Source organism: Arthrobacter sp. C9C5 (genome assembly GCF_013359735.1).
GTDB lineage: Bacteria > Actinomycetota > Actinomycetes > Actinomycetales > Micrococcaceae > Arthrobacter.
In genome coordinates, this window is the sequence record NZ_JABFMX010000012.1 from 21,153 (window position 1) to 46,814 (window position 25,662).

The window sequence follows — 25,662 nt, forward strand, 5'->3', positions numbered from 1 at the left end:
GCTAACGCCGCACGGATTTTCCGCCCCCGCCCCTCCGCCGGGTGGCGTCCGATCTACGATCGCACGCCACCCGGCTCCGGCAGGCCCGAAGCCACTCCCGGGGCGGAAAATCCGTGCGGCTTCGTCGTTAAGTCGCCAGCCGCGGTCCAGTTTTGTTGTCGTTACTAGACTTGTAGAAGTCGAAAGAGGTTTTGAAATGTTTGAGTCCGTACAGGGGCTGTTGGATGAGCATGCTGCTATCCAGGCCCAGCTTGGGGATCCTGCTGTTTATGCTGACCAGAAGCTGGCCCGGAAGTTGGGGCGGCGGTCGGCGCAGTTGAACGGCATTGTGGAGGCCTACCACCGCTGGGAAAGCATCAGCGATGACCTGGCGGCCGCGAAGGAAATGGCCGGGGAGGATCCGGAGTTCGCCGCGGAGGTGCCCGAGCTTGAGGCTGCCCTGGACACGGCGGCTGCCAAACTGCGCCGCCTGCTCATTCCGCGCGATCCGGACGATGCCCGCAACGTGATCCTTGAGGTCAAGGGCGGCGAAGGCGGCGACGAGGCCGCCCTGTTCGCCGGCGACCTGCTGCGCATGTACACCCGCTACGCGGAATCCCGCGGCTGGAAGACCGAACTCATCTCGGCCACCGAGTCGGACCTGGGCGGCTACAAGGACGTCCAGATGGCCGTCAAGGGCAACTCCAACGACCCGGCCGAGGGCGTCTACGCCCGGCTCAAGTTCGAAGGCGGCGTGCACCGCGTGCAGCGCGTGCCGGTGACCGAGTCCCAGGGCCGTATCCACACCTCGGCGGCCGGCGTGCTGGTGCTCCCGGAAGTGGACGAACCCGAAGAACTCGAAATCAACCAGAACGATCTCAAGATCGACGTTTACCGTTCCTCCGGCCCCGGCGGCCAGTCGGTCAACACCACCGACTCCGCCGTGCGCATCACCCACCTTCCCACCGGGATCGTGGTGGCGATGCAGAACGAGAAGTCCCAGCTGCAGAACCGTGAAGCCGGCATGCGCGTGCTGCGCGCCCGCATCCTGGCCCACCAGCAGGAGCAGATCGACGCCGAGAACTCGGCCCAGCGCAAGTCGCAGATCCGCACCATGGACCGCTCCGAGCGCATCCGCACCTACAACTACCCGGAAAACCGGATCGCCGACCACCGCACCGGCTACAAGGCGTACAACCTGGACCAGGTCATGAACGGCGACCTGGAGCCGGTAATCCAATCCGCCATCGAGATGGACGAACAGGCCCGCCTTGACGCCATCGGCGACTAGTACGGACCCTGCGCGCTGATGACACCTGAGCCCTGATGACTTCTGATTCTGCGCTGAGCCTCGCCGACGCCGTCCGCGAGGCCACGGCCGTGCTTGCCGCCGCCGGCGTGCCGAGCCCGAAAGTGGACGCCGAACTCCTTGCCGGCCACCTGCTTGGCGTCGGCCCGGGCCGGCTCCGCGCCATGGTCCTCGGCGACACGCCGGCGCCGGCAGGCTACGCCGAGCTGGTCGCCGAGCGCGCGCGGCGGATCCCGTTGCAGCACATCACCGGCGTGGCGCACTTCCGCTACCTCGAACTCGCCGTCGGACCCGGCGTATTCATCCCGCGTCCGGAAACGGAATCCGTCGTTCAGCTGGTAATCGACTGGCTGGCAGTCCGGGACGTAGACACGGAACGGCTGCACAGGCGGCCCAAGGTCGTCGACCTCGGAACCGGGTCGGGGGCGATTGCGGGCTCGATCGCGCATGAGGTCCCCGACGCCGAGGTCCACGCCGTGGAGTTCAGCGAGTTCGCGCACGCGTGGGCGGCGAAGAACCTGCTGCCGCTGGGCGTCCACCTGGTGCGCGGCGACCTGCGCGACGCGCTGCCCGAACACAACGGCAGCTTCGACGTCGTCGTGTCCAACCCGCCCTACATCCCCGCCGAAGCGATTCCCAACGAGCCCGAGGTGGCGCTGCATGACCCGCCCGAGGCGCTGTACGGCGGGGGAGCGGACGGCATGGAACTCCCGACGGCGGCTGCGGCCTCCGCGGCCAGGCTGCTGGTGCCGGGGGGCTACTTCGTGATGGAGCACGCCGAGGTGCAGGCCGGCTGGATCGCCGCGATGCTGGAGCGTTCAGGACACTGGTCCGGGGTGAAGACGCACCTGGACCTCAACGGCCGCGAACGCGCCACCAGCGCCGTCCGCAAACCCGAGGCCGTCAGTGATGAAAGGATAGGCCAGTGACGACTAGCTACGATTGCGCGGACGCGGAGCAGCGCGCCGCAGGACTTGAACATGCCCAGCGGGCAATCCGGGAACACAAGTGCGTGGTCCTCCCCACCGACACTGTGTATGGCATCGGCGCCGACGCGTTTTCGCCGCAGGCCGTGACGCTGTTGCTCGCGGCCAAAGGGCGCAGCCGGCAAATGCCGCCGCCCGTACTGATCCCCAGGCTGAACGCCCTGGACGGTCTGGCCACCGATGTGCCGGCCGAGGCCCGCCGCCTCGCCGAGGCGTTCTGGCCCGGGGGACTGACCCTGATCCTGCACGCACAGCCCTCGCTCGACTGGGACCTTGGCGAAACCAAGGGCACGGTGGCCCTCCGCCTCCCCGACGACGACGTAGCCCAGGACCTGCTCACCCTCACCGGACCGCTGGCGGTTTCCTCCGCGAACCGCACCGGCCAGGCCGCCGCGCAGAGCGCCGCAGACGCCGAAGCGCAGCTCGCGGAGTCGGTGGAGGTCTACCTTGAAGCCGGGCACCGGCCGGTCGAAGGCAACGGGGCCGAGCCGTCCACGATCATTGACGCCACGGCCCTGCCGCTGCGCGTGGTCCGCCAGGGCGCCATCAGCCTTGAGCGCCTGCGTGAAGTGGTCCCGGACGTGCTCGGGGCCGGCGAACAGCCGGCCGGGGAAACGGAGCCGGCCGCCGAAGCGGAGCCGGCCGGCGAACAGCCGGCCGCCGAAGCGGAGCCGGCCGCCGTGCCGGCTGACGCCGCGACCGGGGAGACGCCCGGCCACACCGTCCCCACCGCCTCCGACGACCCTCCGAGGAACTAACATGCAGCCCAAAGTCGCCGTCGCGGCCGTAACCTTCGACCGGCACGAGGAACTTGCCCTCCTGCTCAAAGGCCTAGCCGCGCAGACCGCGCCGATCCACTCGATCGCGCTCGTGGACTCCGGCACCGTTCCGGCCACCGACGTCGTCGCCGCCGGGGGAGCGAACATCAACTACCTGCGCTCCGAGGCAAATCTCGGCGGAGCCGGCGGCTTTGCCTACGCGATCCTGGCCGCCATGGCCAGCGGCGCCGAGTGGATCTGGATGATGGACGACGACGGCCACCCCGAGGACGCCAGCTGCCTCGCCGAGCTGCTCAAGACCGCCGAGGAACACCAGCTCGACATTGTCAGCCCGCTCGTCGCCGCCACCGCAGACCCCAACCGGCTGTCCTTCAACTTCCGGATCAACGGCCTGCTGACCAACGACCGCACCAAGCTGGCGCCGATGGGCTATCTTCCGGACATGGTGCACTTCTTCAACGGAGCCCTGATCCGCACCGAGGTCTTCTACAAGATCGGCATTCCGGACGTGAAGTTCTTCATCCGCGGCGACGAGGTCGACTTCCTCTCCCGGGTGAAGAAGGCCGGCTTGAAGTACGGCACGCTGGCCACCGTGGCCGTGCAGCACCCCGCCACCTGGACCGAGATGAAGCCCGTCTTCGGCGGATTCATCACCCCCGTCATCCCGGAAGGCGAGTTCAAACGCTACTGCTACTTCCGCAACCGGGGCTACCTGACTAGGAAATACCGGAACCTGCGCTGGTTCGGAGCGGACATGGTCGGCTTCCCGTATTACTTCCTGAAGACCGGGGACATGAAGGGCCTGGCGCACTGGTTCGGTGCCTATTCCACCGGTTTCCGCGGCAAGGGCTTCGGCTCGCCCGCGCAACTGATGTCCCCCAAGAGCTAGGCTGCCGTGGAGAACCTGTACGCCGTCGTCGTCACTTACAACCGTGCCGACTTCCTGCAGAACCTGCTCGATTCCTTTGCCCGCCTCAGCACCCGCCCGGCGCGGATCATCGTGGTGGACAACGCCAGCAGCGACCACACCGCCGAGGTCGTCTCCCGGGCCAGGACCGCCGGCGGTCCGCCGATTGAGTACGAACGGCTGCCCGAAAACGTCGGCGGCGCGGGCGGCTTCTCCCGCGGCGTCGAACTGGCGCTGGAAACCGGTGCCGAGTGGCTCTGGCTGATGGACGACGACGTCGAGGTCCTCCCCGGAGCGGTGGAGGCGCTGGAGAAGTTCACCCCGGAGTACTCCTGCCTGATCGGCCGCCGCTACGACGCCAACGGCAAACCCTTCTTTTGGCAGCACCACTTCGTCGAGGCGCTCGGCGTCTTCCTTCCCGTCTCACGCAACGTCTTCAAGCATTCCGAGGTCTTCCGCACCAACGTCGGAAACTTCGAGGGCATGCTGATCAAGGGATCCGTGGCCCGGAACATCGGGCTGCCGGATCCACGCTTCTTCATCACCTGGGACGATCTGGTCTACGGCTGGCTCGCCGCGCAGCAGACTCCGGTGGTTTACGTCAATGCCTTCGTCATCAAGAAGGTACGCGCGCAGCGCCAGGTGGACCTGGGCCTGCGCCACCTCAATGACTCCAGCGATCTGAGCCGCCGCTACGTGATGCGCAACCGCGGGCACGTCGCGCAGTACCTGCGGGCCTACGGCAAGTTCAGCAGGCTCGGTTTCGGGGCCGGCACGGCACTGACCTTCCTGAAGGAAATTGCCCGCCTGCTGCTCGTGGAGCGGACCCTGAAAGGGACCGGCGTGCTCTGGCGCGGTTGGCGGGAATCGCGCACTATCCTCGCGGACGGCAGCTGGAAACCCATGCCGCCGCTTAGGCCCGCCGGCTCCGCGGACCCCGGCAGCGGCGCCGAAAGAGATTAGTATCGTTTTAGGCTCCGCCGCTGTCCGACAGTTGTGCGGCGGGGTGTTTCTTGAAACAGGCGCATGGCCGCCGTGGTAGTGGAAGTCGGTTGCAATCTCTGTTGAGTACGAAATCTGAAGCGCGCGGATCTGCCGCAGCACGGGAAGAAAAGCCAGCCCTCTGGATCTGGATCCAGCTGTTCCTCGACTCCATGTCCTGGATCGTGGCGGTCGTCCTGGCGCTGCTGCTGCGCTACGAGATGGGAATCCGCGCGGAACAGTTCCTTGGCGCCTTCTTCATCGCAGCCCTCGCCGTCATAGCCCAGATCGTCGCCGGCTATGCGCTGGCCCTCTACCGGGGCCGGTACCCCTTCGGAAGCTTTCAGGAGGCGAGGGCGCTGGTCTTCGTAACCGTGATTGTGGCTGCCTCGATCACCGGGACCCTGCTGGTGCTGTACGGAACCATCAACATCGGCCGCAGCGTTGGGCTGATCGCTTTCCCCTTCGCCTGCCTCTTCATGGGCGCGGCACGCTACGCCAAGCGGCTCTACGTCGAGGGCAAGACCCGGCCCGGCGACGAGGCGCAGAATACCCTGATCTACGGCGCGGGGTTCCTCGGCAACTCGCTCCTCACCCGGATGCTGCAGGACCCGGATTCCCCGTACTTTCCGGTTGGCCTGATCGATGACGACCCGGCCAAGAAGCACCTGCGGCTCTCCGGAGTCCAGGTCCTCGGCAGGGGAGAGGACCTCCCGGCGATCATCCGCAGGACCCACGCGAGGGTGCTCGTCCTCGCGTTCGCCAACGTCGAAGCCGCCGTCGTCCGCCGCATCTCGGACGCTGTGGCCGGCATGAATATCCGCGTGCTGGTGTTGCCCCCTCTGCGTGACATGCTCGGCGGCGGCGCGCCTGACGGATTCTCGGACTTCCGTGACGTGGCGGTCGAAGACCTGATCGGCCGCCGGCCCGTCGACATCAAAGTCGACGAAATCGCCGGGTATATCAAGGGCAAACGGGTGCTGGTGACCGGAGCGGGCGGGTCAATCGGCTCGGAACTCTGCCGCCAGATTGTCCAGTTCGCCCCGGCGGAACTCATCATGCTCGACCACGACGAGACCGGGCTGCAGCAGACACAGATCTCCATCACCGGCCGGGGGCTGCTGGCTGGCCGCGACACGGTGTTGGCCAACATCCGCGACGGCGAAGCCCTGCAGGACATCTTCGAGGACCGCCGGCCCGAAGTCGTGTTCCACGCCGCCGCCCTGAAGCACGCACCACTGCTGCAGCAGTACCCCGTCGAGGCCTGGAAGACCAACGTCTGCGGCACCCTGAACGTGTTGCGCGCCGCCCGGCACGCCGGCGTCTCACACTTTGTGAACATCTCCACCGACAAGGCTGCCAACCCCACCACCGCCCTGGGCCACTCCAAGCGCGTCGCGGAAAAGCTGACCGCCTGGATGGCCGGCCAGACCGACAGCAAGTTCGTCTCCGTCCGCTTCGGCAACGTGATGGGCAGCCGCGGCTCCATGCTCCCGCTCTTCACTGAGCAGATCCGCGTCGGGGGACCCGTCACGGTCACCGATCCCGAGGTCACCCGCTTCTTCATGACGATTCCCGAAGCCTGCCAGCTGGTGATCCAGGCCGGTGCGATCGGCTCGGGCGGCGACGTCATGATCCTGGACATGGGCGAGCCCGTGAAGATCCTCGACGTCGCCCAGCGGATGATCGCCATGTCCGGCAAGAAGGTCGAGATCATCTACACCGGCCTGAGGCCGGGAGAAAAGCTGCATGAGGAGCTGGTCGGCACCGGCGAACTGGACCAGCGTCCCCTGCACCCGAAGATTTCGCACACCAAGGCCGCCGAGCAGGACCCGGCCAAGCTGGACCTCAACGTCTGGCTGGCCCGCTGCGAGGCCGAACAGGGCATCAACATCGCCGACATCCCCGATGACGAGGCCGATGAAACGGGCCCGATCCGGGTGGCGTCATGATGCCGCTCGCCATGCTGGCCGGAATCACCCTGCTGGCCAGCCTGCTGCTTCCCTTGGCGGTGAAGCCGTGGCTGGTCCGGATGGGCGTCGTCGACATTCCCTCTGCCCGTTCCTCCCACGACAAAGCGACCATCCGCGGGATGGGCGTGGCCGCCGCCGTGGCCACCGCCGTCGGCTATCTGGCCGCGGTGCTGCTGGACGTCGTCACGGTGGACCGTTCGGTCTTTGCCGTGGTGCTGGGGATCATTGCGGCCAGTGCCGCCGTGGGCTGGATCGAGGATCTGCGCGGACTGTCCATCGGGGCACGCGCCGCCGCCCAGCTGGGAATCGGCGCCGCCGGCTCCGCTGCGTTGATCGTCCTGACGTCGCAGTCGTTCTGGTGGCTGCCGCTGGCGGCGGTGGCAATCGCGGCCTACGTCAACATCGCGAACTTCATGGACGGGATCAACGGGATCTCCGGCTTGCACGGCCTCACCGCGGGCGGCGCCTACGCGCTGGCCGGAATGCTGGCCGGACAGCCCTGGCTGACCGCCGGCGGGACGGTGCTGGCGATGGCCTTCCTGGGCTTCCTGCCCTGGAACCTCGGCCGCGGCTCGGTGTTCCTGGGCGACGTCGGCAGCTATCTCCTCGGCGCCTCGATCGCGGCCCTCGCCGTGGCGGGCTTCCTGAGCGGCGTCTACGTCGAATACGTCCTCTCGCCGATCCTGGTCTACGCCGCGGACACCGGCTATACCCTACTGCGCCGGATCAAGGCGGGGGAGCGGTGGTACGCGTCCCACCGCGAGCACGTATACCAGCGGCTCACCGACGTCGGCCTCTCACACCTGCAGGCGGCAGCGGTGGTTACGGTCTGCACCATCGCCGTCATCGTCCTGGGTTTCGTCGCGGCCACGGCTCCGCTGCCCGTCGTCGCCCTCTGCGTGGCCGGCAGCCTGCTGGTGCTCGGACTGTATCTGGTCTCGCCGGACCTGATCCGTCGATTCCGGCACCGTCCCAAGGTCACCCGCATCCCGGTGGCCTAGCCCTGTTCTATCTCGTGTAGAATTCAGGGGCGGCTTGTCGCCGCGTTCCTGCCCTTACCTCCTGCGACGATTGGGATCCCATGAGCTCCAACGCCGAGTCCGGACGCACGTCCGGCAGCGGCTCCGTTGGCGGCTCCGGTCCCACCAGGTCGCTGTGGCTGAAGCTGCTGGCCCTCAGTTCGGCGGCGGCGGGGGCGGCGCTCCTGGTGACCGCGGTCCTGGCCTTCGTCTTCAACGGCGGCTACGGTGCCTTGTCCAGCCTCTTCGGCGGCGCGCTGGTGATGGCGTTCTTCGCGATCAGCCTGGCGATCGGGCATTTCGTCGGCCGGAACAACCCCTCCGGAGCCATCGGCATGTTTGTTGCCACCTACTTCGTGAAGGTGGTGGGCTTCGCCGTGGTGCTGTTTGTCCTCGGGGCGCCGGCGTGGCTGCACGAACGCTGGTTCTTGATCGGCGCCGTCGTGTGCGTGATCGCCTGGCAGGCGGCGGAGATCATCGGGTTCAGCAAGGCCCGGCTGCAAATCTATAGCGACCCTGACTCCCAGGAAGGCGGCACCCATGTCTAGCCGCGACGCCGCAGGCAACAACGACGGTAAGAACGTTCCCAAAAACCAGGCCCGGAGCCCCAAAACCACAGGCGGCGCCCCCGGTGTATCGCAGGACAGCAACGACGGCGGATACAACGCCGGGATAGCCGTCTTTAGCTACATTGTTGGCGGAATCATCGTCTGGAGTTTGATAGGGTGGGGTCTGGATAATCTGTGGGGAACCCGCTGGATTGTGCTCGCAGGCGCCCTGCTTGGAGCTGCGGGAGGGTTCTATCTTTCTCATATGCACGGCCTCACCAGTCACCGGAATTCGGCTGGCGGAGACGGCGCTGCAGGTGGCCCGTCGAAGGACGCGGAACAGTAATGCCAAAAAATTTCACAGGGGGAATGGCTGACAGGAATGTCGCCGCTCCCCGCCCAACGCCCAATGATGGACACTGCAGAGAGGAAACGCGTTGATCGCGCTTGCGCTCCCGGCCCAAGATTCAGGAGAGTTCACTCCTCCTGGAATTGAACAATTGCACCTGCCGGCTATTCTGCCCTGGGGTCAAGCCGAAGGGTTCTCCAAGCAGATGCTGCTGGTGATCCTCTCGGTCGTCATTATCGCCACATTCTTTGTGATTGCTGCGCGTAAGCAGCAGCTCGTTCCCGGCAAGCTGCAGTTCGCAGGCGAGGCAGCCTACGGCTTCGTCCGCAACGGCATCGCCAAGGACATCATCGGCGGCAAAGACTTCATGAAGTACGTCCCGCTGCTCTTCAGCCTGTTCTTCTTCATCCTGGTGAACAACATCTACGGCGCGATCCCCGTGATTCAGCTCCCGAGCTTCTCGCACGTCGGCGGCGCCTACGTGCTCGCGGCGATCGTGTACATCACCTGGATAGCCATCGGCGTCAAGAAGAACGGCCTGAAGTACTTCAAGCTGGCCACCGTGCCGAGCGGCGTACCCATCTACATCCTTCCGATCGTTATTCCGATCGAGATCATCTCCAACTTCCTGGTCCGGCCCGTTACGCACAGCCTCCGTCTGTTCGCCACCATGCTGGCCGGCCACCTAATCGTGATGATCGCCGGTTCCGGCATCGAGTTCCTCGTCATGCAGGAGAACGTCCTGCTCAAGGGCGCCTCCGTGCTGGTCCTGGCCGGCTCGATTGCGATGTACATGCTGGAGGCGCTGATTATGGCGCTGCAGGCGTACGTCTTCACGCTGCTGACCGCGATCTACATCGAAGGCGCACTGCACGCCGACAGCCACTAAGGCACCCACAAACTTCCCCTCGCGGGGATGAAGCAACCCAAACAACCTGCCACACGGGTGGCATCTTGAAAGGAAGAAAAATGGAAGGCTCCATCAACGGCTCCCTCAACCTCATCGGCTACGGCCTCTCCGCCATCGGCGGTGGTATCGGTGTGGGTCTCGTGTTCGCTGCTTACATCAACGGTGTGGCACGTCAGCCGGAAGCACAGCGCGTCCTGCAGCCGATCGCATTCCTCGGCCTTGCGCTGACTGAAGCCCTCGCCATCCTCGGCCTGGTCTTCGCATTCGTTCTCAAGTAAACCTTCAGAACCCAGCGAACATCCAGAACCGAGTAGATAAGGACGGGTGAAATATGAAGCAGCTGATCATCTCAGCCGCCACCGAGGGTGAGACCAACCCCCTCGTTCCCAATATCTGGGAAATGTTTGTCGTCCTCGTGGGCTTTGCTGTCCTCCTGTTCATCGTGACGAAGTACGTCGTCCCGATGTTCGAGAAGAATTTCGCAGAGCGCGCCGAGGCGATTGAAGGCGGCATTGCCAAGGCCGAAAAGGCGCAGGCAGAGGCTTCTGCAGCACTCGAAGAGTACAAGCAGCAGCTCACGGACGCCCGCACCGAGGCCAACCGCATCCGCGAGGAAGCCCGTGCCGAAGGCGCCCAGATCCTGGCGGATCTGAAGGAGAAGGCAGCTGCTGAGTCTGCCCGCATCACCGCCCAGGCACACGCGCAGATCGAATCCGAGCGTCAGGCGGCCGTCGTGTCGCTCCGCGCCGAGGTCGGCACGCTGGCTACCACGCTGGCAGGCCGCATCGTTGGCGAGGCGCTTAGCGATGACGCGCGTTCGGCCCGTGTGGTTGACCGCTTCCTGGCAGATCTGGAGAACCAGAACGCAGGTGCAGCTAAGTAATGGCAGGTGTATCGAGCGAATCGCTGACCGCGGCACTCGTCGCGTTGGAAGCCAAGCTTCCCAACGCGTCGCTGCAGTTGGCTACGGAACTCTTCGGAATCCTGGGAACGGTGGACAGCTCGGCTGGCTTGCGCCGTGCCCTGACTGACCCGTCCCGCAGCGGTGACGAAAAGTCGGCGCTGGTCAAGCAGCTCTTCGGCGGCAAAGTCTCCGCTGATGCTGTGGAGATCGCAAGCGGGCTGGCCAGCTCACGCTGGGCGTCGGCTCGTGACATCGGCGATGCACTCGAGACTCTTGCCGCTTCGGTGGTAATTGCCGTTGCTGAAAACAAGTCGGCCGTCTCTGCCTCGGGAATCAGCGGACTGGAAGCGCTGGAGAACGATCTGTTCTCCTTCAACCAGGCCGTCGATTCCAGCCACGAGGTGCAGCGTGCTCTGTCCGAGCCGCAGGCGAGCCAGGCTGCCAAGGTTGCCCTCGCCGAAAAGCTCGTGCCCCGCGCCAGCGAGGAAGCGAAAGTCCTCATCGGACAGGCAGTTTCGCAGCCCCGCGGCCTCAAGGTCACCAAGCTCGTCAGCCGTTTTGCCGAGCTTGCGGCCAAGCGCCAGCAGCGCTGGATTGCTACGGTCAGCGTCACCCGTCCGCTGACGGAGACCCAGACCAGCCGTCTGCAGGCAGGGCTCAACGCCCTGTACGGCCGTGAGCTCAAGATCAACATGAACGTTGACCCGGCACTGATTGGTGGCCTGCGGATCCAGATCGGCGACGAAGTGGTTGACGCTTCGGTTCTCGCCCGTCTGGGCCAACTCCAGCGTCAGATTGCTTAGTTAGCCGGACAAGCACAACTTACCGACAAGAAACCCCGGTCATCGTGAGCAACGATGATCACGAAAACAGGAGAGCAGGGACTGCAGATGGCCGAATTGACCATCAACGCCGACGACGTCCGTATTGCGTTGAACGAGTTCGCGGCGTCCTACGAACCCGGAAACGCAGAGCGCGTAGAGGTTGGCCGTGTAACGACCGCAGGTGACGGCATCGCCCGTGTTGAGGGCCTTCCCTCGGTCATGGCGAACGAGCTGCTTCGCTTCGAAGACGGCACGCTGGGCCTGGCCCAGAACCTCGACGTCCGCGAAATCGGTGTCATCGTCCTCGGTGACTTCACCGGCATCGAAGAGGGCCAGGAAGTCCACCGCACCGGACAGGTTTTGTCCGTTCCGGTTGGCGACGCCTTCCTCGGCCGCGTGGTTGACCCCCTGGGCCAGCCCATCGACGACCTTGGCGAGATCAAGGCCGAAACCACCCGCGCCCTGGAACTCCAGGCGCCCGGCGTGACCCAGCGCAAGTCGGTCCACGAACCGATGCAGACCGGTCTGAAGGCTATCGACGCCATGATCCCGATCGGCCGCGGCCAGCGTCAGCTGATCATCGGCGACCGCCAGACCGGCAAGTCGGCAATCGCCATCGACACGATCATCAACCAGAAGGCCAACTGGGCTTCCGGCGATGTGAACAAGCAGGTGCGCTGCATTTACGTGGCCATCGGCCAGAAGGCGTCCACGATCGCGGCTGTCCGCCAGACGCTTGAGGACAACGGCGCACTGGAGTACACGACCATCGTGGCTTCCCCCGCGTCCGACCCCGCCGGCTTCAAGTACCTGGCACCGTACGCCGGCTCGGCCATCGGCCAGCACTGGATGTACGGCGGCAAGCACGTCCTGATCGTGTTCGATGACCTGTCCAAGCAGGCCGAGGCCTACCGTGCGGTGTCGCTGCTGCTGCGCCGCCCGCCGGGACGCGAAGCCTACCCGGGCGACGTGTTCTACTTGCACTCCCGTCTGCTTGAGCGTTGTGCCAAGCTCTCCGACGAGCTCGGCGCAGGGTCGATGACCGGCCTGCCGCTGATCGAGACGAAGGCGAACGACGTGTCCGCCTACATCCCGACCAACGTCATCTCCATCACCGATGGCCAGATCTTCCTGCAGTCGGACCTCTTCAACGCCAACCAGCGTCCCGCCGTCGACGTGGGTGTCTCCGTGTCCCGCGTTGGTGGCGCCGCGCAGGTGAAGTCCATGAAGAAGGTCTCCGGTACCTTGAAGCTGGAGCTCGCCCAGTACCGCGACATGCAGGCATTTGCGATGTTCGCGTCGGACCTCGACGCGGCTTCCCGCCAGCAGCTGACCCGCGGCGCCCGCCTGATGGAACTGCTCAAGCAGGGCCAGTACTCGCCGTTCCCGGTCGAGGACCAGGTTGTCTCCATCTGGGCCGGCACCAACGGCTACCTCGACGACGTTCCGGTTGAAGACATCAACCGCTTCGAGACCGAGTTCCTGGAGCACCTCAAGCACAAGTCCTCCATCCTGACGACGCTGGCCCAGACCAACGTCATGGACGATGACACGGCAGAGGCGCTGAAGACCGCGATCGTGGACTTCAAGAAGGGCTTCTTCGGCGAGGGCGACAGCCTCCTGGTCGGTGCGGGGCATGAGGAGTACGCCCCGATCGACGAGGACAAGGTCGACCAGGAAAAAATCGTCAAGCAGAAGCGCTAGTTTCGCTGGCAGGGACTGCCGGAACCCCAGCGGGTTCCGGCAGTCCCGGCCATCGGGATCTTAGGAAAGGATAAGTATGGGAGCCCAGATCCGGGTCTACCGCCAGAAGATCAGCTCGACGACGTCGATGCGCAAGATCTTCAAGGCGATGGAACTGATCGCTACCTCGCGCATCGGCAAGGCCCGCGCACGCGTAGCGGCTTCACTGCCTTACGCAAACGCGATCACGCGTGCCGTTTCTGCTGTCGCAAGCCAGAGCGAAATCGACCACCCGCTGGTTACCGAGCCGGAGCAGATCCGCCGCGCCGCCGTTCTGGTCATCACCTCCGACCGCGGCCTTGCAGGGTCCTACTCGGCAACCGTGCTCAAGCAGGCCGAAGGCCTCACCGAGCTGCTCCACGAGGAAGGCAAGGAAGTCAAGACGTACGTCATGGGCCGCAAGGCACAGGCATACTTCGACTTCCGTAACCGCCCCTACGAGCGGGTGTGGACCGGCAACACGGACGCACCGCAGTTCGAGACGGCGCGGGAAGTCGGCGAAGCACTGCTGGCAGACTTCGCAACGGCCTACGAAGAGGGCGGTGTCGACGAGATCCACGTCGTTTACACCCGCTTCAAGTCCATGGTGACGCAGGAGCCGACGGTTATCCGCCTGCTCCCGCTTGAGGTCGTCGAAGAGCAGGCCGCCTCCGAGTCGGAGCTCCTGCCGCTTTACGAATTCGAGCCGGAAGCTGAGCAGGTTCTCGATGCCCTGCTGCCGCGCTACATCGAGTCTCGTATCTTCGCCGCAATGTTGCAGGCAGCAGCTTCCGAGCTCGCAGCCCGTCAGCGGGCGATGAAATCCGCCGGCGACAACGCCACGGAGCTCATCAAGAAGTACACGCGTCTGCGCAACACTGCCCGCCAGGCTGAGATTACGCAGGAGCTTTCCGAAATCGTGGCAGGTGCCGACGCGTTGAACGCGTCCTAGCCCGCCCGGTCCGGACCCAGCTTTACCTGCACCAAAGAACAAACTTAACCGCCCACGCCATCTACTGAGTGAAGTGAGAGAGATGACTGCCACTGCTACCGAACACGTAGCCGCAACGTCCGGTGCCACCGGCCGTATTGCACGTGTTATTGGCCCGGTTGTCGACGTCGAATTCCCGGCTGACGCAATCCCCTCGATTTACAACGCACTCACCACGGAGATTACTCTCAACGGTGAGACCAAGACCATCACCTTCGAAGTTGCGCTGCACCTCGGCGACAACCTCATCCGCGCCATCTCCCTGCAGGCAACCGACGGCCTGGTCCGCGGCACCAACGTGGTTGACACCGGTGCCCCGATCTCCGTCCCCGTCGGCGACGGCGTCAAGGGCCACATCTTCAACGTGCTGGGCCAGCCCCTGGACGTGACCGAGTCCGAGCTGCAGATCAGCGAACGCTGGCCGATCCACCGCAAGGCACCCGCCTTCGCGACCCTCGAGGGCTCCACCGAGATGCTGGAAACCGGCATCAAGGTGATCGACCTTCTCACCCCGTACATCAAGGGTGGCAAGATCGGCCTGTTCGGCGGTGCCGGCGTCGGCAAGACCGTGCTGATCCAGGAAATGATCACCCGTGTTGCCCGCAACTTCGGTGGCACCTCGGTGTTCGCCGGTGTTGGCGAGCGTACCCGTGAAGGCAACGACCTCTGGGTCGAAATGGAAGAGGCCGGCGTCCTCAAGGACACCGCGCTTGTCTTCGGCCAGATGGATGAGCCGCCGGGAACGCGTCTGCGCGTGGCCCTGTCCGCGCTGACCATGGCGGAGTACTTCCGCGATGTGCAGAACCAGGACGTGCTGCTCTTCATCGACAACATCTTCCGCTTCACCCAGGCAGGTTCCGAGGTTTCCACCCTCCTCGGCCGCATGCCTTCGGCCGTGGGCTACCAGCCCAACCTGGCTGACGAGATGGGCCTGCTCCAGGAGCGCATCACGTCCACCAAGGGCCACTCCATCACCTCGATGCAGGCCATCTACGTTCCCGCAGATGACTACACCGACCCGGCTCCGGCCACGACCTTCGCACACCTCGACGCGACCACGGAACTTTCCCGTGAAATCGCTTCCCGTGGTCTGTACCCGGCCGTTGACCCGCTGACGTCGACCTCGCGCATCCTGGATCCGCAGTACATCGGACACGACCACTACAACACGGCCGTCCGGGTCAAGCAGATCCTGCAGAAGAACAAGGAACTCCAGGACATCATCGCCATCCTCGGTGTCGATGAGCTCTCCGAAGAGGACAAGATCGTCGTGTCGCGTGCACGCCGTATCCAGCAGTTCCTCTCGCAGAACACCTACACGGCAAAGCAGTTCACCGGCGTCGAAGGCTCCACCGTGTCCATCAAGGACACCGTTGAAGGCTTCACGGCGATTTGCGACGGCGACCTCGACCACATCGCAGAGCAGGCGTTCTTCAACGTCGGCGGCCTGGACGACGTCGAGCGCCAGTGGGCCAAGATCCAGGAACAGACCAAGTAATATGGCTGAGCTTGAGGTTGAGATTGTCGCAGCGGACCACTTCGTGTGGTCCGGAGCGGCCAAGATGGTCAAGGCCCGCACCAGCGATGGTGAAATCGGAATCCTGCCCGGCCACTCGCCCCTGCTGGCGATTCTGGCCGAAGGTGAACTGGCGATTGAGCCTGTGTCCGGTGACCGCATTGCTGTAGTTGTCGACGGCGGGTTCTTCTCCGTCGACAACAACAGGGTCGTCATTGTTGCTGACAACGCCCAAATGGGCGACGCGGCTACTGCGGGGATCCGCTAGCCCGACCTTGATGAACGTTACTGGTTTTCCGTTCATCGTCCTGGCAACCGTGTTTGCGTTGCTGGTCTTTGCACTGTGCCTTTCCGGGGTGCGCCGCTTCAATCTGCGGCGCGCCCTGGGCACGGTGGACGCCTCCATCTGCGTGGCTGGAAACAGCTGGCAGATGGGGGTTTGTCGTTATCAGGACAACGACCTGGAATGGTTCCGGCTTGCCTCGCTGAGCGTGCGGCCGAAACACACCTTCCGGCGCAGCTCCCTCGAGCTGCTGGGGCGCCGCGAGCCCACCGAAGCCGAACTCGTCAAGGTGCAGCCGGAAACCGTGATCGTCGAACTGCGCTACGAGGGCAGGGACGTGCTGCTCGCGATGAGATTTGATGCCTACACCGGCCTCTCCTCGTGGCTTGAGGCCGGACCGGTCATCGGCGTCGGCACCTGGCGCTAGCCCCGGTGGGTTTCGCCGAGGGCATCCGGATCGACGACGGCCCGGTCCTATGGGCCGCGTGCGCTGCCGGACTTGTTGGGATGCTGTACCTGATCCGGCCGCACGGCGGCTGGAAGCGCGCGCCGGCACTCCGGGCCCGGGCCGTGCCGCTTGCCGCCCTCGTACTTTCCCTCGCGCTTGTGCTCGGCGTTCACTGGTTCCTTGTTTACCCCATCGCTTTCTTCCCGGACGTGCTCCCGCCCGAGGTCCTCGCATGGTCCGTCCCGGCCGTCACCGCGTTGCTGCTGGCGCTCCACCGCAGCTGGACCGTGTGGCGGTCCCTTCCACGGCCCGCCCGCCGCCGCGGGTTCGCCGTGACGGCGGCCGCGGCCGCGTTTGCCGGCGTGCTCGCGCTTTCCGCGATCCAGATCAACGCCTACTTCGGGCTGAACCACACCGTCGGTGACCTGGCAGGCGCTGCCGTCGCACGGATCCCTGGCCTTGAAGAGGGACTCAAGCGCCAGCCGGGGGAGCGCGCCCCCGTCAGCCTGGCCCGGTGGACGCCGTCGGGAGCCCTGCCGGCGGCGGGACTGATCCGCACGGCCACAATCCCCGGCGCCGTGTCCGGCTTCCGCAGCCGGGATGCCTACGTGTACCTGCCGCCCGCCTACCAGGCCTCACCGCGGCCGGCGCTTCCCGTGCTCGTGCTCTTCTCCGGCCAGCCCGGAAGCCCTGCCGACTGGGTTACCGGCGGCGCCCTGCGGAGCCGGATGGATCGCTTCGCGGCAGCCCACCACGGAGTGGCCCCCGTGGTGGTCGTGGTCGATCCCAACGGCACCCCCAACGGCAATACCCTCTGTATGGACAGCCGCATCGCGCGGGCCGACACCTTCCTGGCCCGGGACGTGCCCGCCTGGATCGACGGGACCCTCGACGTGGACCCCGATCCGCGGCAGTGGGCGGCCGGAGGGTTCTCCTTCGGCGCCACCTGTGCAATCCAAATGGCGACCCGGCACCCTGACGTCTACAGCGCGGCACTGGCGTTTTCGAGCGAGCAGGAGCCCGCCCTCGCCAAGGAACGGCACAAGACCATCGAGGCGTCCTTCGGCGGCGACACCGCGGCCTTCGAACGGCAGACGCCGCTGCACCTCATGCAGCACCGCCGCTTTGACGGCAACGCCCTCTACTTCGGAGCCGGCGAGCGGGATCCCCAGTTCATCGAGTACATGCACGTCCTGGCCGGCGCCGCCCGCTCAGCCGGGTTCTCCGTCGACGAGCAGGTGATTCCACGCACGGGCCATTCCTGGACAGTCGCCGCCATGGGACTGTCCGCCGGCCTCGACTTCATGGCCCCGCGATGGGGGATCAAGAAGTGAGGAACGGCATCCGCCGGAAGGGCATTCGCCGGATCGGGCGGCACCTGCAGAGGATTCCTTTCTCGCTGGCTTTTCTGGCGGCGTTCCTTGGAATCGGCGCAGCTACCGGCAGTTTCCTGACCGGCCCCCCTGTACCCCTGCTTGAGGTGGCCTCGGTAAGCGCCCCCGGGTTGCAGGGCGGACTGTGGTGGACCATGTTCAGCTCGCTGTTCTTCGCGACCAACCCGCTGGCCTACCTCGCGGCATCGCTGATGGTCCTGGGGCTGCTGGGCCTCGCCGAACGGCAGCTCGGAACCCTGCGCACCGCCGTATTTTTCTTTGCCGGGCAGTTCGCCGCCGTGACGCTGTTCCTGCTCATTACCCAGCTCGCTCTCTTTGCCGGCGACGGCTGGCTCGGCCCCATGGCCGGGGACCGGCTGATCGGCCCGTACGCGGCCATCCTCGCCGTCACACTCGCGGCCGGCGCCCTCCTGCCCGCGCTGTGGCAGCGGCGGCTGCGGACCGCCGTCGTATCCGGGTCCCTGTTACTCGTGCTGTATGTGGGGCACGCGGAAACGGTGGTGGGCTTGTCCGGCGCCCTGTCCGGACTCATGGCCGGCTGGTGGATCCAGGGAGACAAGGGGACACTCCACCGCCACCGCTCGACCGGCCGGGAGACCCGCAACCTCCTGGCGCTGACGGTGGCGATCTTCGCCGTGGGCCCCATCATCACGGCCGCGGTGCGAAGCCCCACCGGGCCGCTGGCCCTGCTGCGGGACGTGGTGCTGAATCCGCTGCCCACGCTGAACCAGCTGGAGCAGAACTGCGGAGGCGGCGTCGACATCACCTGCCTGAGCGCCGGGCGGGAAGGGTACGCCGGACCCCTCGGCCTGGCCCTGGCCGTGGTGCCGGTGGTGCTGCTGCTGATTTGCGCCGACGGCATGCGGCACGGACGGCGGCTGGCACTGCGGATTGCGATCCTGGTGCAGCTGGGCGTCACCGCCCTGGCAGCCGTTTACCTGGCCCTGTTTGCCCGGATTCCGCACTATCCCGGCCGGCCGCACACGGCCGTGATGGGTTCCGGCTTTGTCCACGTCCTGCCGCTCGTGGCCGTGCCGCTCGGCTTGGTGCTGCTGCTTTTCGCCAACCGGCGCCTGTTCCGGGTGGAAACCACGCGGCGGGCCCGCCGAATCCTTGCGCTGACGGTGGCGGGGACCTTCTTGGTGCTCGCCGGGGGCTATGGCACGGCATGGCTTGCCTCGGGCGGGTTGGAGCGCGACGGCGGCTGGCTGGGACTCGCCGCGGAGCTCGCCCGGCAGTACCTGCCGCTGCCCATTCCCGGCATCTACAACCGCGTGTTCCAGAACCGCAACGCGGCCGAGGCTTTCCTGTTCGCCTCCTCCGGCATCATCTTCTGGGTCGTGGCGCTGGCCGGGGTCTGGCTGGTGCTGCTGCGCCGCCACCACGGCACGGATGCTGGAGCCGAGGACCGGGAAAGGGCCCGTGGCCTGATCCGCCAGGGCGGCGACTCGCTGTCCTGGATGGCGCTCTGGGCACCCAACACTTACTGGTTCGCTCCCGAGGGCCGCGGGGGAGTGGCTTACCAGCAGCACGGCAACGTCGCGCTGACGGTGGCGGGACCCTTCGGCCCGGCATCGCACCGCGAGGAGACTGCCGCGCTGTTCCTGGCCTACTGCACCGAGCACGCGCTGATCCCGTGCTTCTATTCCTGCACGGACGAGCTGTGGCCCATGCTTCAGGGCCGCGGCTTCCGCCGGGTTGCCGTGGCGCTGGAGACCCGGCTGGCGGTCCGCGAACTGGAGTTCAAGGGCAAGGAATGGCAAAACGTCCGGACGGCGCTGAACCGGGCGGCGAAGACCGGCGTCCGTGCCGTCTGGGGCCGTTACCGGGAATTCTCCCCTTCGCTGCGGGCACAGTTGAGCGAGGTCTCAGAAGAGTGGGCGGCCGGCAAGTCGGTCCCGGAAATGGGATTCACGCTGGGCAGCCTAGACGAGCTCGAAGACGAAGAAGTGCTCTGCTGCCTTGCCGTGGACGCCGCGGACCGCGTGCACGGCGTCACCAGCTGGCTGCCGGTCTACGACGGCGGACGGGTGGTGAGCTGGACGCTGGACGTCATGCGCCGCCGCGGTGACGCATTCCCCGGCGTGATGGAGTTCCTGATCGCCTCGGCCGTACTGAAGCTGCGTGATTCGGTGGAAGTGATCTCGCTCTCCGGCTCTCCGCTCGCCAGGGAGGAAGCGCGGGGAGACGGCGACGGAGGGCCGCGCGACAGCGAGGGGCTCGCCGGAATTCTGGACGTGGTGGGCCGGGCGCTGGAACCAGCTTACGGATTCCGTTCCCTGGCCACGTTCAAATCGCGGTTCAAGCCGGATTACCGCACGCTCTACCTGTACTACCAGGATCCGTTGCAGCTGCCGGCGATGGGGCGCGCTTTGAGCCGCGCTTACCTTCCTGACCTTTCAGTCCGCCAGAGTGCGCGCCTGCTCCGCACGCTGGTGCGCTAATTCACGGCCGGTGCCATTATCCGCCTGCCGTTAAGGGGAATCCCGGCAAACAATGCGGCTGCCTGAGGGGTTTAAACGCAAAGAAATGATCCCCGGCACTAATGCCGGGGATCATTCATGCAGCGGTACTGCCGGAAGCAGTATTGCCGAAAGAGACTAGACCAGCGTGACGCCGGTAGCCTGGGGGCCCTTGGCGCCCTGGCCGATCTCGAACTGAACGCGCTGGTTCTCGTCGAGGGTCTTGAAGCCGCCGGTCTGGATCTCGGAGTAGTGAACGAAGACATCGCCATCGGAGTCATCCGGGGTGATGAAGCCGAAGCCCTTTTCAGCGTTAAACCACTTGACGGTTCCCTGTGCCATTTAATTCTCCTCATTGTGGATCTTGAAGAAGTCCGGCGCACTTTGCCCCGGGCTTGGTCACTCTGCGAGAAGAACCTTGGCTTCCGCCCGGATTGACCGGGCCTTGGCGGCAGGAGCTTCACGCTCGCAACATGTCTTGCGAGCATGAAAAACACCTACACAAAGACTGGTACAAGAATTTCATGCCGCCTGCGTCAGGTCAACGGGCGCGGCTCATAATTCCAGAAATTTTATGTAAAGAGTTCATGAACGAGATCGCGGCCGCGGAAAGCGTTCGGAACTGCCGGGAGCGCCGAAAGACACATTAGGAAAGCGGTGCCAGCCATTCCCCGCAGCGCATTACGCGGTAAAGGCCGAGTCCGGAATTGACGACGACGGCGTCGGCCCGCAGCCCGCGGCGCAGGGAGCCCACTTCGGCGCCGAGCCCGAGGACCGCGGCGGGGACCGCAGTGGCCGAGCGGACGGCGTCGGGCAGCGGCACACCGGCGGCGACGGTGCGGCGGACGACCTCGAGCAGGGTGGCGGTGCCGCCGGCGAGGGAACCGCCGGCATCGAGGCGGGCGACGCCTGCCGAGACGGTGACGGCGGAGCGGCCGAGGCTGTACGCGCCGTCGGGCAGGCCCGCGGCGGCCATCGAATCGGTCACCAGTGCGATGTTGGCGGCGCCGGCCAGCTGGAACACCGTGGCGACGACGGCCGGGTCCAGGTGCGTGCCGTCGGCGATCAGCTCAAGCACCGCCTCGCCGGACGCGGCGCTGCGCAGGCACGCGGCGACGGGGCCCGGGGCCCGGTGATGCAGGGGCGGCATGCCGTTGAACAGGTGGGTCACCGTGGGCCGCGTGCCGCGCCCGGACGACTCCGCCCGCAGTGCCTCCCCGGCCGAGCGCAGCGCCGCCGCGGCGGTGGCGTCGTCACAGTCGGTATGGCCCAGCGAGGGCACCACGCCGTGCCCGGCCAGCAACGGGACGAGTCCGTCCGCCCCGGAAAGCTCGGGGGCGAAGCTCATCGTGGCGAGGGTGCCGCGTGCGGCGGCCACCAGCTCGGCGAGGAGTCCCGGATGGGGATCGCGCAGGAAGTCCGCGTCCTGCGCACCGCACCGCGCCGCGGCGAGGAAGGGGCCCTCCAGATGGATGCCGGCCAGCAGGCCTTCCTCGCTCAGTCCGGCGAGCAGGGCGATTCCGTGCAGCAGCGACTCCCGGGAGGCGGTCACGAGGCTGGCGAGCAGGGTGGTGGTCCCGGAACGGTGCAGGAAGTCGATGGCACGCCGCGCCGGGATCTCCCCGCCGCCGGGGAAGTCGCCGCCGTACGCGCCGTGGCAGTGCAGGTCCACCAGTCCCGGAAGGATCAGGGCGCCGGGCGGCAGCTCCGGGGCCGGCGCGTCACGGAACCCGGCGGCCTCGGGGTTGAATCCGGCGGCGGGGCCGGCGTACGCGATCCGTCCGCCCGCCACGGCCATGACGGCGTCGTGCTGCACGGCACCGTCGCTGACCAGGGTGCCGTACAGCAGGTGCCGCCCGGCCTGGGTGAGGTTCATGCTCAGAGTCTAGGGCGGGTCCGCCGGGATGGCCCTAGAAGAGCCGGGACTCGCTGTCGTCGACGCCGCGCATGGCGTCGTAGTCCAGGGTGACGCAATCGATGCCGCGGTCGTTCGCCAGCACCTTGGCCTGCGGCTTGATCTGCTGGGCGGCAAAGATGCCGCGCACCGGCGCCAGCAGCGGATCGCGGTTCAGCAGCTCAAGGTAGCGGGTGAGCTGCTCGACGCCGTCGATGTCGCCGCGGCGCTTGAGTTCGATCGCCACAGTGGCGCCGTTGGCGTCGCGGGCCAGGATGTCCACCGGGCCGATCGCGGTGAAGTACTCGCGGCGGATCAGCGAGAAGCCGGCGCCGAGGGTCTCGATCTGCTCCGCGAGCAGCCGCTGGAGGTCCGCCTCGACCCCGTCCTTGATCAGTCCGGGGTCCTGGCCCAGCTCATGCGAGGTGTCATGCAGCTGTTCGTGGATGTTGATGATGAGCCGGTCATCGGTCTTCGCGGACTGCACGGTCCACTGCTCGATGACGCCTACTTCGACGTCGACCTCGTCCGGCGTGGAGACGCGCAGGCTCGCCGGGGGACTCATCCAGTTCAGCGGCTTGTAGGATCCGCCGTCCGAGTGGACCAGGACCGAACCGTCGGCTTTGACCAACAGGAGCCGGGTGGCGAGCGGAAGATGGGCTTTGAGCCGGCCGACATAATCAACGGAGCAACGGGCTATGACTAAACGCACCCGGTCAACACTACCGCCTGATGCGGTGCTCCCGGGAGCCGTGGCGGCCTCGTGGTGGTGGGGGAGCAGCCGGGCTGGGGCAGAATGGAGTCATGCCCCGTTCCAACCGACCCCGCCGAGCCGCGTCCGGCCACTCTTCCGCAGGAAAAGGGGTAGGGAAAGGGACAGGGAAAGGCGGAGGGAAGGGTGCCGGGAAAGGCGCCGGCCCCGCGCCGGAACTGGACCTGGAGCGCGCCCGGACCGGGATCGCGCGGCGGGAGAGCGCCCCCGACGGCGAATGGATGGTCCGCTCGATCTCCGCCAGCCGGGCCGGAAAGACGTACATCTGCCCCGGATGCTTCACCGCCGTGCCGCCGGGCACCGCGCACCTCGTCGTCTGGTCGGAGGACCACATCTTTGGCGCGGCCGCCGGCCTGGCCGAGCGCCGGCACTGGCACTCGAACTGCTGGACCTCGCGCAGCTACCGGTACCGCTGAGCGCCTTCGCCGGGGCCAACTGGGACGGCCAACCCTGCCCGGTTTCGCTAAGCTGGAGGGCATGACTTTCGACCCGGCGTCCTACGTGTTCAGCCAGCCCACCGCGCCCACCGCCATCCGTGCCTCGACCGTGCTGCCGGCGCACCGCGAAAACGTGGAACTTCGCACCGCGGACGGTCACCGGCTGGTCGGCGAACTGGCGCTTCCCGAGTCCGGGGAGATCAAGGCAACCCTCATCACGCTGCACCCGTTGCCGACCCACGGCGGCTTCATGGACTCGCACGTTTACCGCAAGGCGTCCTACCGCCTCCCGGCCCTCGCCGGCATCGCGGTGCTGCGGTTCAACACGCGCGGGACCTCCTCGCCGCGGGGAACCAGCCAGGGTTCCTTCGAGGAAGGCATCGGCGAACGGCTCGACGTGGAGGCGGCGGTGCGCTTCGCCGTCGAGCGCGGACTGCCCAACCGCTGGCTGGTCGGCTGGTCCTTCGGCACCGAACTCGCGCTGATGTACGGCGCCACCGAGCCCGTGGCCTCCGAAATCGAGGGCGCCATCCTGCTCTCGCCCCCGCTGCACCGCGCCACGGACGTCCACCTCAAGGAATGGGCCGCCTCCGGCAAGCCGCTGAAGGTCCTGGTCCCGGAGCACGACGACTACCTGCAGCCGGTGGCCGCCGCTGAGCGCTTCAGCCCGGTGCCGCACGCCGACGTCGTGGGCGTCGACGGCGCCAAGCACCTGTGGGTGGGCGAGAAGTACGCCGGCCGGGTGCTCAACGAGATCGTGGCCGAGGTGCTCCCGGGCGGCAGCAGCAGTGCCCTGCCCGAGGAGTGGGCCGGCCCGGTGGCCACCGCCCACTCCTGAGCCGGGAACCGCTAGTGCTTGTCCTGGCGCACGATGAAGATTTCCTTGACCAGCAGCATGATCGCCGCGGCCGTGGGGATGGCGATCAGGGCACCGAGCACGCCGAGCACACTGCCGCCGGCGATCACCGAGATCACGGCGACCGCGCCGGGCACTGCGACTGCCTTCTGCATGATGCGCGGTGAGATGAAGTACGCCTCGAACTGCAGGTAGGCGAAGTAGCAGATCGCGAAGACCACGGCCGTCTGCCAGCCCGCGGTGAGGGCGATCAAGGTGACCAGCACGCCGGCGATCATGCCGCCGACCAGGGGGATGAAGGCGAGCAGGGCCACGACGAACGCGAGCAGCAAGGCGAACGGCACCCCCACGATCGACATCACGATGAAGGCGAAGGTGGCGTTCAGCAGCGCCACGCAGACCTGGCCGATGACGTAGTTGCCGACCGAGCCGGTGATCTCCTCGGATAGCGCCTCGACCCGGGCGCGGCGGGAGCGCGGGGCGAGCCGGTAGCCCCACTTCTTCATGGCCGGCATGGCGGAGAGGAAGTAGAGGCTGAGGACCAGGACGATCAGGGCGCCGAACAGGCCGTTCGCCACGGTGGAGCCGAACCCGACGACGCCGCCGAAGATCCCGCTCATGGCCTCCGGGTTGTTGACGAACTTCTCGAGTTCCTGGCTGATCCGGTCGCGCACGCCAAACTGGCTGTCCACCGTGCGGAAGAAGTCGGAGTCTATGAAGTCCTGGATCCAGTGCGGCGCTTCCTGGACGACCTGGGTCACCTGCTGGACGATCGTGGGGATCAAAGTGGCGAAGAAACCGGTGACGGCCAGCGCCAGCACGGCGACGGAGACCAGGATTCCCGCCGGCCGCGGCACCTTTTTGCCTTCCAGCCAGCGCACCACGGGATCCAGGCCGAGGGCAATGAACAGCGCGGTGACAATCCAGAGCAGCAGCTGGGTGGTGTTGGAACCGATCCAATAAACCAGGAGGGCAGCGCCCACGCCGACAGTTCCCATGAAGCCGACGTACAGCGGGTGCTGGGACGACATCCGCGGGCCGGGATCGCCGAACTTTGCGGTGCTCTCGCTGTCCGGGGCGGACGGGGCTTCCTCATCCTGTTCGGGCGGCATCTCGAAACGCAGGCGAGGCTGGGCGCCCGGCAGCGGCTGTCGCAGGCGGCGCGCCATCGAAATCAAGAAGCCCGCCGCGGCTGCGCGCGGGGTCGAGAGCTGCGGGGCCGGCTCGTGCGGTCCGCGTGGCTGGCTGCCGGATTCCTGGCTTGCGGGGTGTCCTACGGGGGACGCATCCGTGGGTTCAGTCACTGCGTTGAAGGCCCTTTTTCTCCGAAAATTCCCTGCAAAACCGCGGTTGCGGGCCGGGTGTGATGATCACCGCAAACACTATCAGCAGCCTTGCCAGCTGGCGGCTCAGCAGCGA

Annotated in this window: 26 protein-coding genes; 22 read left to right on the forward strand and 4 right to left on the reverse strand. The window is 66.4% G+C overall.

Going from position 1 to position 25,662, the window contains the following annotated elements:
- Window positions 1–196 precede the first annotated feature (196 nt).
- The 20 genes from prfA to HNO80_RS10885 all read left to right on the forward strand — a co-directional run bounded on the left by prfA (window position 197) and on the right by HNO80_RS10885 (window position 20,266).
- Window positions 197–1,270 carry a peptide chain release factor 1 gene (prfA, locus tag HNO80_RS10790; RefSeq protein ID WP_175322863.1) on the forward strand — a complete coding sequence of 358 codons (1,074 nt, stop codon included), beginning with the start codon at window positions 197–199 and terminating at the stop codon, window positions 1,268–1,270.
- A 35-nt stretch (window positions 1,271–1,305) separates the two neighbouring features.
- Window positions 1,306–2,217, forward strand: a complete 912-nt coding sequence (gene prmC / locus HNO80_RS10795) for a peptide chain release factor N(5)-glutamine methyltransferase (protein WP_175322864.1) — start codon at window positions 1,306–1,308, stop codon at window positions 2,215–2,217.
- A complete protein-coding gene (locus tag HNO80_RS10800; protein ID WP_175322865.1) occupies window positions 2,214–3,032 on the forward strand; it encodes an L-threonylcarbamoyladenylate synthase in 819 nt (272 codons plus the stop codon). Before prmC ends, HNO80_RS10800 begins: the two co-directional genes overlap by 4 nt.
- A gap of 1 nt (window position 3,033) precedes the next feature.
- Complete coding sequence (locus HNO80_RS10805; RefSeq protein ID WP_175322866.1) at window positions 3,034–3,942, forward strand: glycosyltransferase; 909 nt, start codon at window positions 3,034–3,036, stop codon at window positions 3,940–3,942.
- A gap of 6 nt (window positions 3,943–3,948) precedes the next feature.
- Entirely contained in the window at window positions 3,949–4,923 is a 975-nt protein-coding gene (locus HNO80_RS10810) for a glycosyltransferase (RefSeq protein WP_175322867.1), read from the forward strand.
- Between the two features lie 101 nt (window positions 4,924–5,024).
- Entirely contained in the window at window positions 5,025–6,893 is a 1,869-nt protein-coding gene (locus HNO80_RS10815; protein ID WP_175322868.1) for a polysaccharide biosynthesis protein, read from the forward strand.
- Window positions 6,890–7,915, forward strand: a complete 1,026-nt coding sequence (locus tag HNO80_RS10820; protein WP_175322869.1) for an MraY family glycosyltransferase — start codon at window positions 6,890–6,892, stop codon at window positions 7,913–7,915. Before HNO80_RS10815 ends, HNO80_RS10820 begins: the two co-directional genes overlap by 4 nt.
- A gap of 80 nt (window positions 7,916–7,995) precedes the next feature.
- Complete coding sequence (locus HNO80_RS10825; RefSeq protein WP_175322870.1) at window positions 7,996–8,481, forward strand: Cg1360 family ATP-synthase-associated protein; 486 nt, start codon at window positions 7,996–7,998, stop codon at window positions 8,479–8,481.
- Window positions 8,474–8,827: a hypothetical protein gene (locus HNO80_RS10830; protein ID WP_175322871.1), complete on the forward strand. Its 354-nt coding sequence runs from the start codon at window positions 8,474–8,476 to the stop codon at window positions 8,825–8,827. The genes HNO80_RS10825 and HNO80_RS10830 overlap by 8 nt, the downstream gene beginning before the upstream one ends.
- A gap of 91 nt (window positions 8,828–8,918) precedes the next feature.
- Window positions 8,919–9,719 (forward strand): F0F1 ATP synthase subunit A, encoded by an 801-nt coding sequence (gene atpB, locus HNO80_RS10835; RefSeq protein ID WP_175322872.1) that lies wholly within the window; start codon window positions 8,919–8,921, stop codon window positions 9,717–9,719.
- 80 nt (window positions 9,720–9,799) lie between these two features.
- Window positions 9,800–10,018, forward strand: a complete 219-nt coding sequence (atpE, locus tag HNO80_RS10840; RefSeq protein ID WP_003804776.1) for an ATP synthase F0 subunit C — start codon at window positions 9,800–9,802, stop codon at window positions 10,016–10,018.
- A 53-nt stretch (window positions 10,019–10,071) separates the two neighbouring features.
- Window positions 10,072–10,623, forward strand: a complete 552-nt coding sequence (locus tag HNO80_RS10845; protein ID WP_175322873.1) for a F0F1 ATP synthase subunit B — start codon at window positions 10,072–10,074, stop codon at window positions 10,621–10,623.
- Window positions 10,623–11,447, forward strand: coding sequence for a F0F1 ATP synthase subunit delta (locus HNO80_RS10850; protein ID WP_175322874.1), 825 nt, complete (start codon window positions 10,623–10,625; stop codon window positions 11,445–11,447). Before HNO80_RS10845 ends, HNO80_RS10850 begins: the two co-directional genes overlap by 1 nt.
- Window positions 11,448–11,534: 87 nt before the next feature.
- Window positions 11,535–13,172, forward strand: coding sequence for a F0F1 ATP synthase subunit alpha (gene atpA, locus HNO80_RS10855; RefSeq protein ID WP_175322875.1), 1,638 nt, complete (start codon window positions 11,535–11,537; stop codon window positions 13,170–13,172).
- 76 nt (window positions 13,173–13,248) lie between these two features.
- On the forward strand, window positions 13,249–14,142 hold the full coding sequence (locus HNO80_RS10860) for a F0F1 ATP synthase subunit gamma (protein WP_175322876.1): 894 nt from the start codon (window positions 13,249–13,251) through the stop codon (window positions 14,140–14,142).
- 82 nt (window positions 14,143–14,224) lie between these two features.
- Window positions 14,225–15,679: a F0F1 ATP synthase subunit beta gene (atpD, locus tag HNO80_RS10865; protein WP_138768903.1), complete on the forward strand. Its 1,455-nt coding sequence runs from the start codon at window positions 14,225–14,227 to the stop codon at window positions 15,677–15,679.
- Window position 15,680: 1 nt separating this feature from the next.
- The gene (locus HNO80_RS10870; RefSeq protein WP_104172348.1) at window positions 15,681–15,965 is read left to right on the forward strand and encodes a F0F1 ATP synthase subunit epsilon; all 285 of its coding nucleotides are present in this window, start codon (window positions 15,681–15,683) and stop codon (window positions 15,963–15,965) included.
- A gap of 10 nt (window positions 15,966–15,975) precedes the next feature.
- Complete coding sequence (locus tag HNO80_RS10875) at window positions 15,976–16,407, forward strand: DUF2550 domain-containing protein (RefSeq protein ID WP_175322877.1); 432 nt, start codon at window positions 15,976–15,978, stop codon at window positions 16,405–16,407.
- Window positions 16,408–16,412: 5 nt separating this feature from the next.
- On the forward strand, window positions 16,413–17,762 hold the full coding sequence (locus HNO80_RS10880) for an alpha/beta hydrolase (RefSeq protein ID WP_349627335.1): 1,350 nt from the start codon (window positions 16,413–16,415) through the stop codon (window positions 17,760–17,762).
- On the forward strand, window positions 17,759–20,266 hold the full coding sequence (locus HNO80_RS10885) for a bifunctional lysylphosphatidylglycerol flippase/synthetase MprF (protein WP_502707841.1): 2,508 nt from the start codon (window positions 17,759–17,761) through the stop codon (window positions 20,264–20,266). Before HNO80_RS10880 ends, HNO80_RS10885 begins: the two co-directional genes overlap by 4 nt.
- A gap of 156 nt (window positions 20,267–20,422) precedes the next feature.
- Here the strand turns inward: HNO80_RS10885 and HNO80_RS10890 are convergent, their stop codons facing one another.
- The 3 genes from HNO80_RS10890 to nucS all read right to left on the reverse strand — a co-directional run bounded on the left by HNO80_RS10890 (window position 20,423) and on the right by nucS (window position 22,890).
- Window positions 20,423–20,626: a cold-shock protein gene (locus HNO80_RS10890; RefSeq protein WP_011692441.1), complete on the reverse strand. Its 204-nt coding sequence runs from the start codon at window positions 20,624–20,626 to the stop codon at window positions 20,423–20,425.
- 304 nt (window positions 20,627–20,930) lie between these two features.
- Complete coding sequence (locus HNO80_RS10895) at window positions 20,931–22,160, reverse strand: N-acetylglucosamine-6-phosphate deacetylase (RefSeq protein ID WP_175322879.1); 1,230 nt, start codon at window positions 22,158–22,160, stop codon at window positions 20,931–20,933.
- 34 nt (window positions 22,161–22,194) lie between these two features.
- Window positions 22,195–22,890, reverse strand: a complete 696-nt coding sequence (gene nucS / locus HNO80_RS10900) for an endonuclease NucS (protein WP_175322880.1) — start codon at window positions 22,888–22,890, stop codon at window positions 22,195–22,197.
- Between the two features lie 92 nt (window positions 22,891–22,982).
- On the opposite strand from nucS, the gene HNO80_RS10905 reads away from it, so the two are divergent.
- Together HNO80_RS10905 and HNO80_RS10910 are read left to right on the forward strand one after the other, a co-directional pair.
- Complete coding sequence (locus HNO80_RS10905) at window positions 22,983–23,366, forward strand: Rv1322 family protein (RefSeq protein WP_175322881.1); 384 nt, start codon at window positions 22,983–22,985, stop codon at window positions 23,364–23,366.
- A 61-nt stretch (window positions 23,367–23,427) separates the two neighbouring features.
- Window positions 23,428–24,225, forward strand: coding sequence for an alpha/beta hydrolase (locus HNO80_RS10910; RefSeq protein WP_175322882.1), 798 nt, complete (start codon window positions 23,428–23,430; stop codon window positions 24,223–24,225).
- An 11-nt stretch (window positions 24,226–24,236) separates the two neighbouring features.
- On the opposite strand, the gene HNO80_RS10915 is transcribed toward HNO80_RS10910, so the two are convergent.
- Window positions 24,237–25,547: an AI-2E family transporter gene (locus HNO80_RS10915; RefSeq protein ID WP_502707842.1), complete on the reverse strand. Its 1,311-nt coding sequence runs from the start codon at window positions 25,545–25,547 to the stop codon at window positions 24,237–24,239.
- Between the last annotated feature and the right edge of the window lie 115 nt (window positions 25,548–25,662).

Coding starts and splice junctions, on each gene's coding strand:
- prfA (WP_175322863.1), top strand. CDS start 197: ATGTTTGAGTCCGTACAGGGGCTGTTGGATGAGCATGCTGCTATCCAG.
- prmC (WP_175322864.1), top strand. CDS start 1,306: ATGACTTCTGATTCTGCGCTGAGCCTCGCCGACGCCGTCCGCGAGGCC.
- HNO80_RS10805 (WP_175322866.1), top strand. CDS start 3,034: ATGCAGCCCAAAGTCGCCGTCGCGGCCGTAACCTTCGACCGGCACGAG.
- HNO80_RS10820 (WP_175322869.1), top strand. CDS start 6,890: ATGATGCCGCTCGCCATGCTGGCCGGAATCACCCTGCTGGCCAGCCTG.
- HNO80_RS10825 (WP_175322870.1), top strand. CDS start 7,996: ATGAGCTCCAACGCCGAGTCCGGACGCACGTCCGGCAGCGGCTCCGTT.
- HNO80_RS10830 (WP_175322871.1), top strand. CDS start 8,474: ATGTCTAGCCGCGACGCCGCAGGCAACAACGACGGTAAGAACGTTCCC.
- atpE (WP_003804776.1), top strand. CDS start 9,800: ATGGAAGGCTCCATCAACGGCTCCCTCAACCTCATCGGCTACGGCCTC.
- HNO80_RS10845 (WP_175322873.1), top strand. CDS start 10,072: ATGAAGCAGCTGATCATCTCAGCCGCCACCGAGGGTGAGACCAACCCC.
- HNO80_RS10850 (WP_175322874.1), top strand. CDS start 10,623: ATGGCAGGTGTATCGAGCGAATCGCTGACCGCGGCACTCGTCGCGTTG.
- atpA (WP_175322875.1), top strand. CDS start 11,535: ATGGCCGAATTGACCATCAACGCCGACGACGTCCGTATTGCGTTGAAC.
- HNO80_RS10860 (WP_175322876.1), top strand. CDS start 13,249: ATGGGAGCCCAGATCCGGGTCTACCGCCAGAAGATCAGCTCGACGACG.
- atpD (WP_138768903.1), top strand. CDS start 14,225: ATGACTGCCACTGCTACCGAACACGTAGCCGCAACGTCCGGTGCCACC.
- HNO80_RS10870 (WP_104172348.1), top strand. CDS start 15,681: ATGGCTGAGCTTGAGGTTGAGATTGTCGCAGCGGACCACTTCGTGTGG.
- HNO80_RS10875 (WP_175322877.1), top strand. CDS start 15,976: ATGAACGTTACTGGTTTTCCGTTCATCGTCCTGGCAACCGTGTTTGCG.
- HNO80_RS10890 (WP_011692441.1), bottom strand. CDS start 20,626: ATGGCACAGGGAACCGTCAAGTGGTTTAACGCTGAAAAGGGCTTCGGC.
- HNO80_RS10895 (WP_175322879.1), bottom strand. CDS start 22,160: ATGAACCTCACCCAGGCCGGGCGGCACCTGCTGTACGGCACCCTGGTC.
- HNO80_RS10905 (WP_175322881.1), top strand. CDS start 22,983: ATGCCCCGTTCCAACCGACCCCGCCGAGCCGCGTCCGGCCACTCTTCC.
- HNO80_RS10910 (WP_175322882.1), top strand. CDS start 23,428: ATGACTTTCGACCCGGCGTCCTACGTGTTCAGCCAGCCCACCGCGCCC.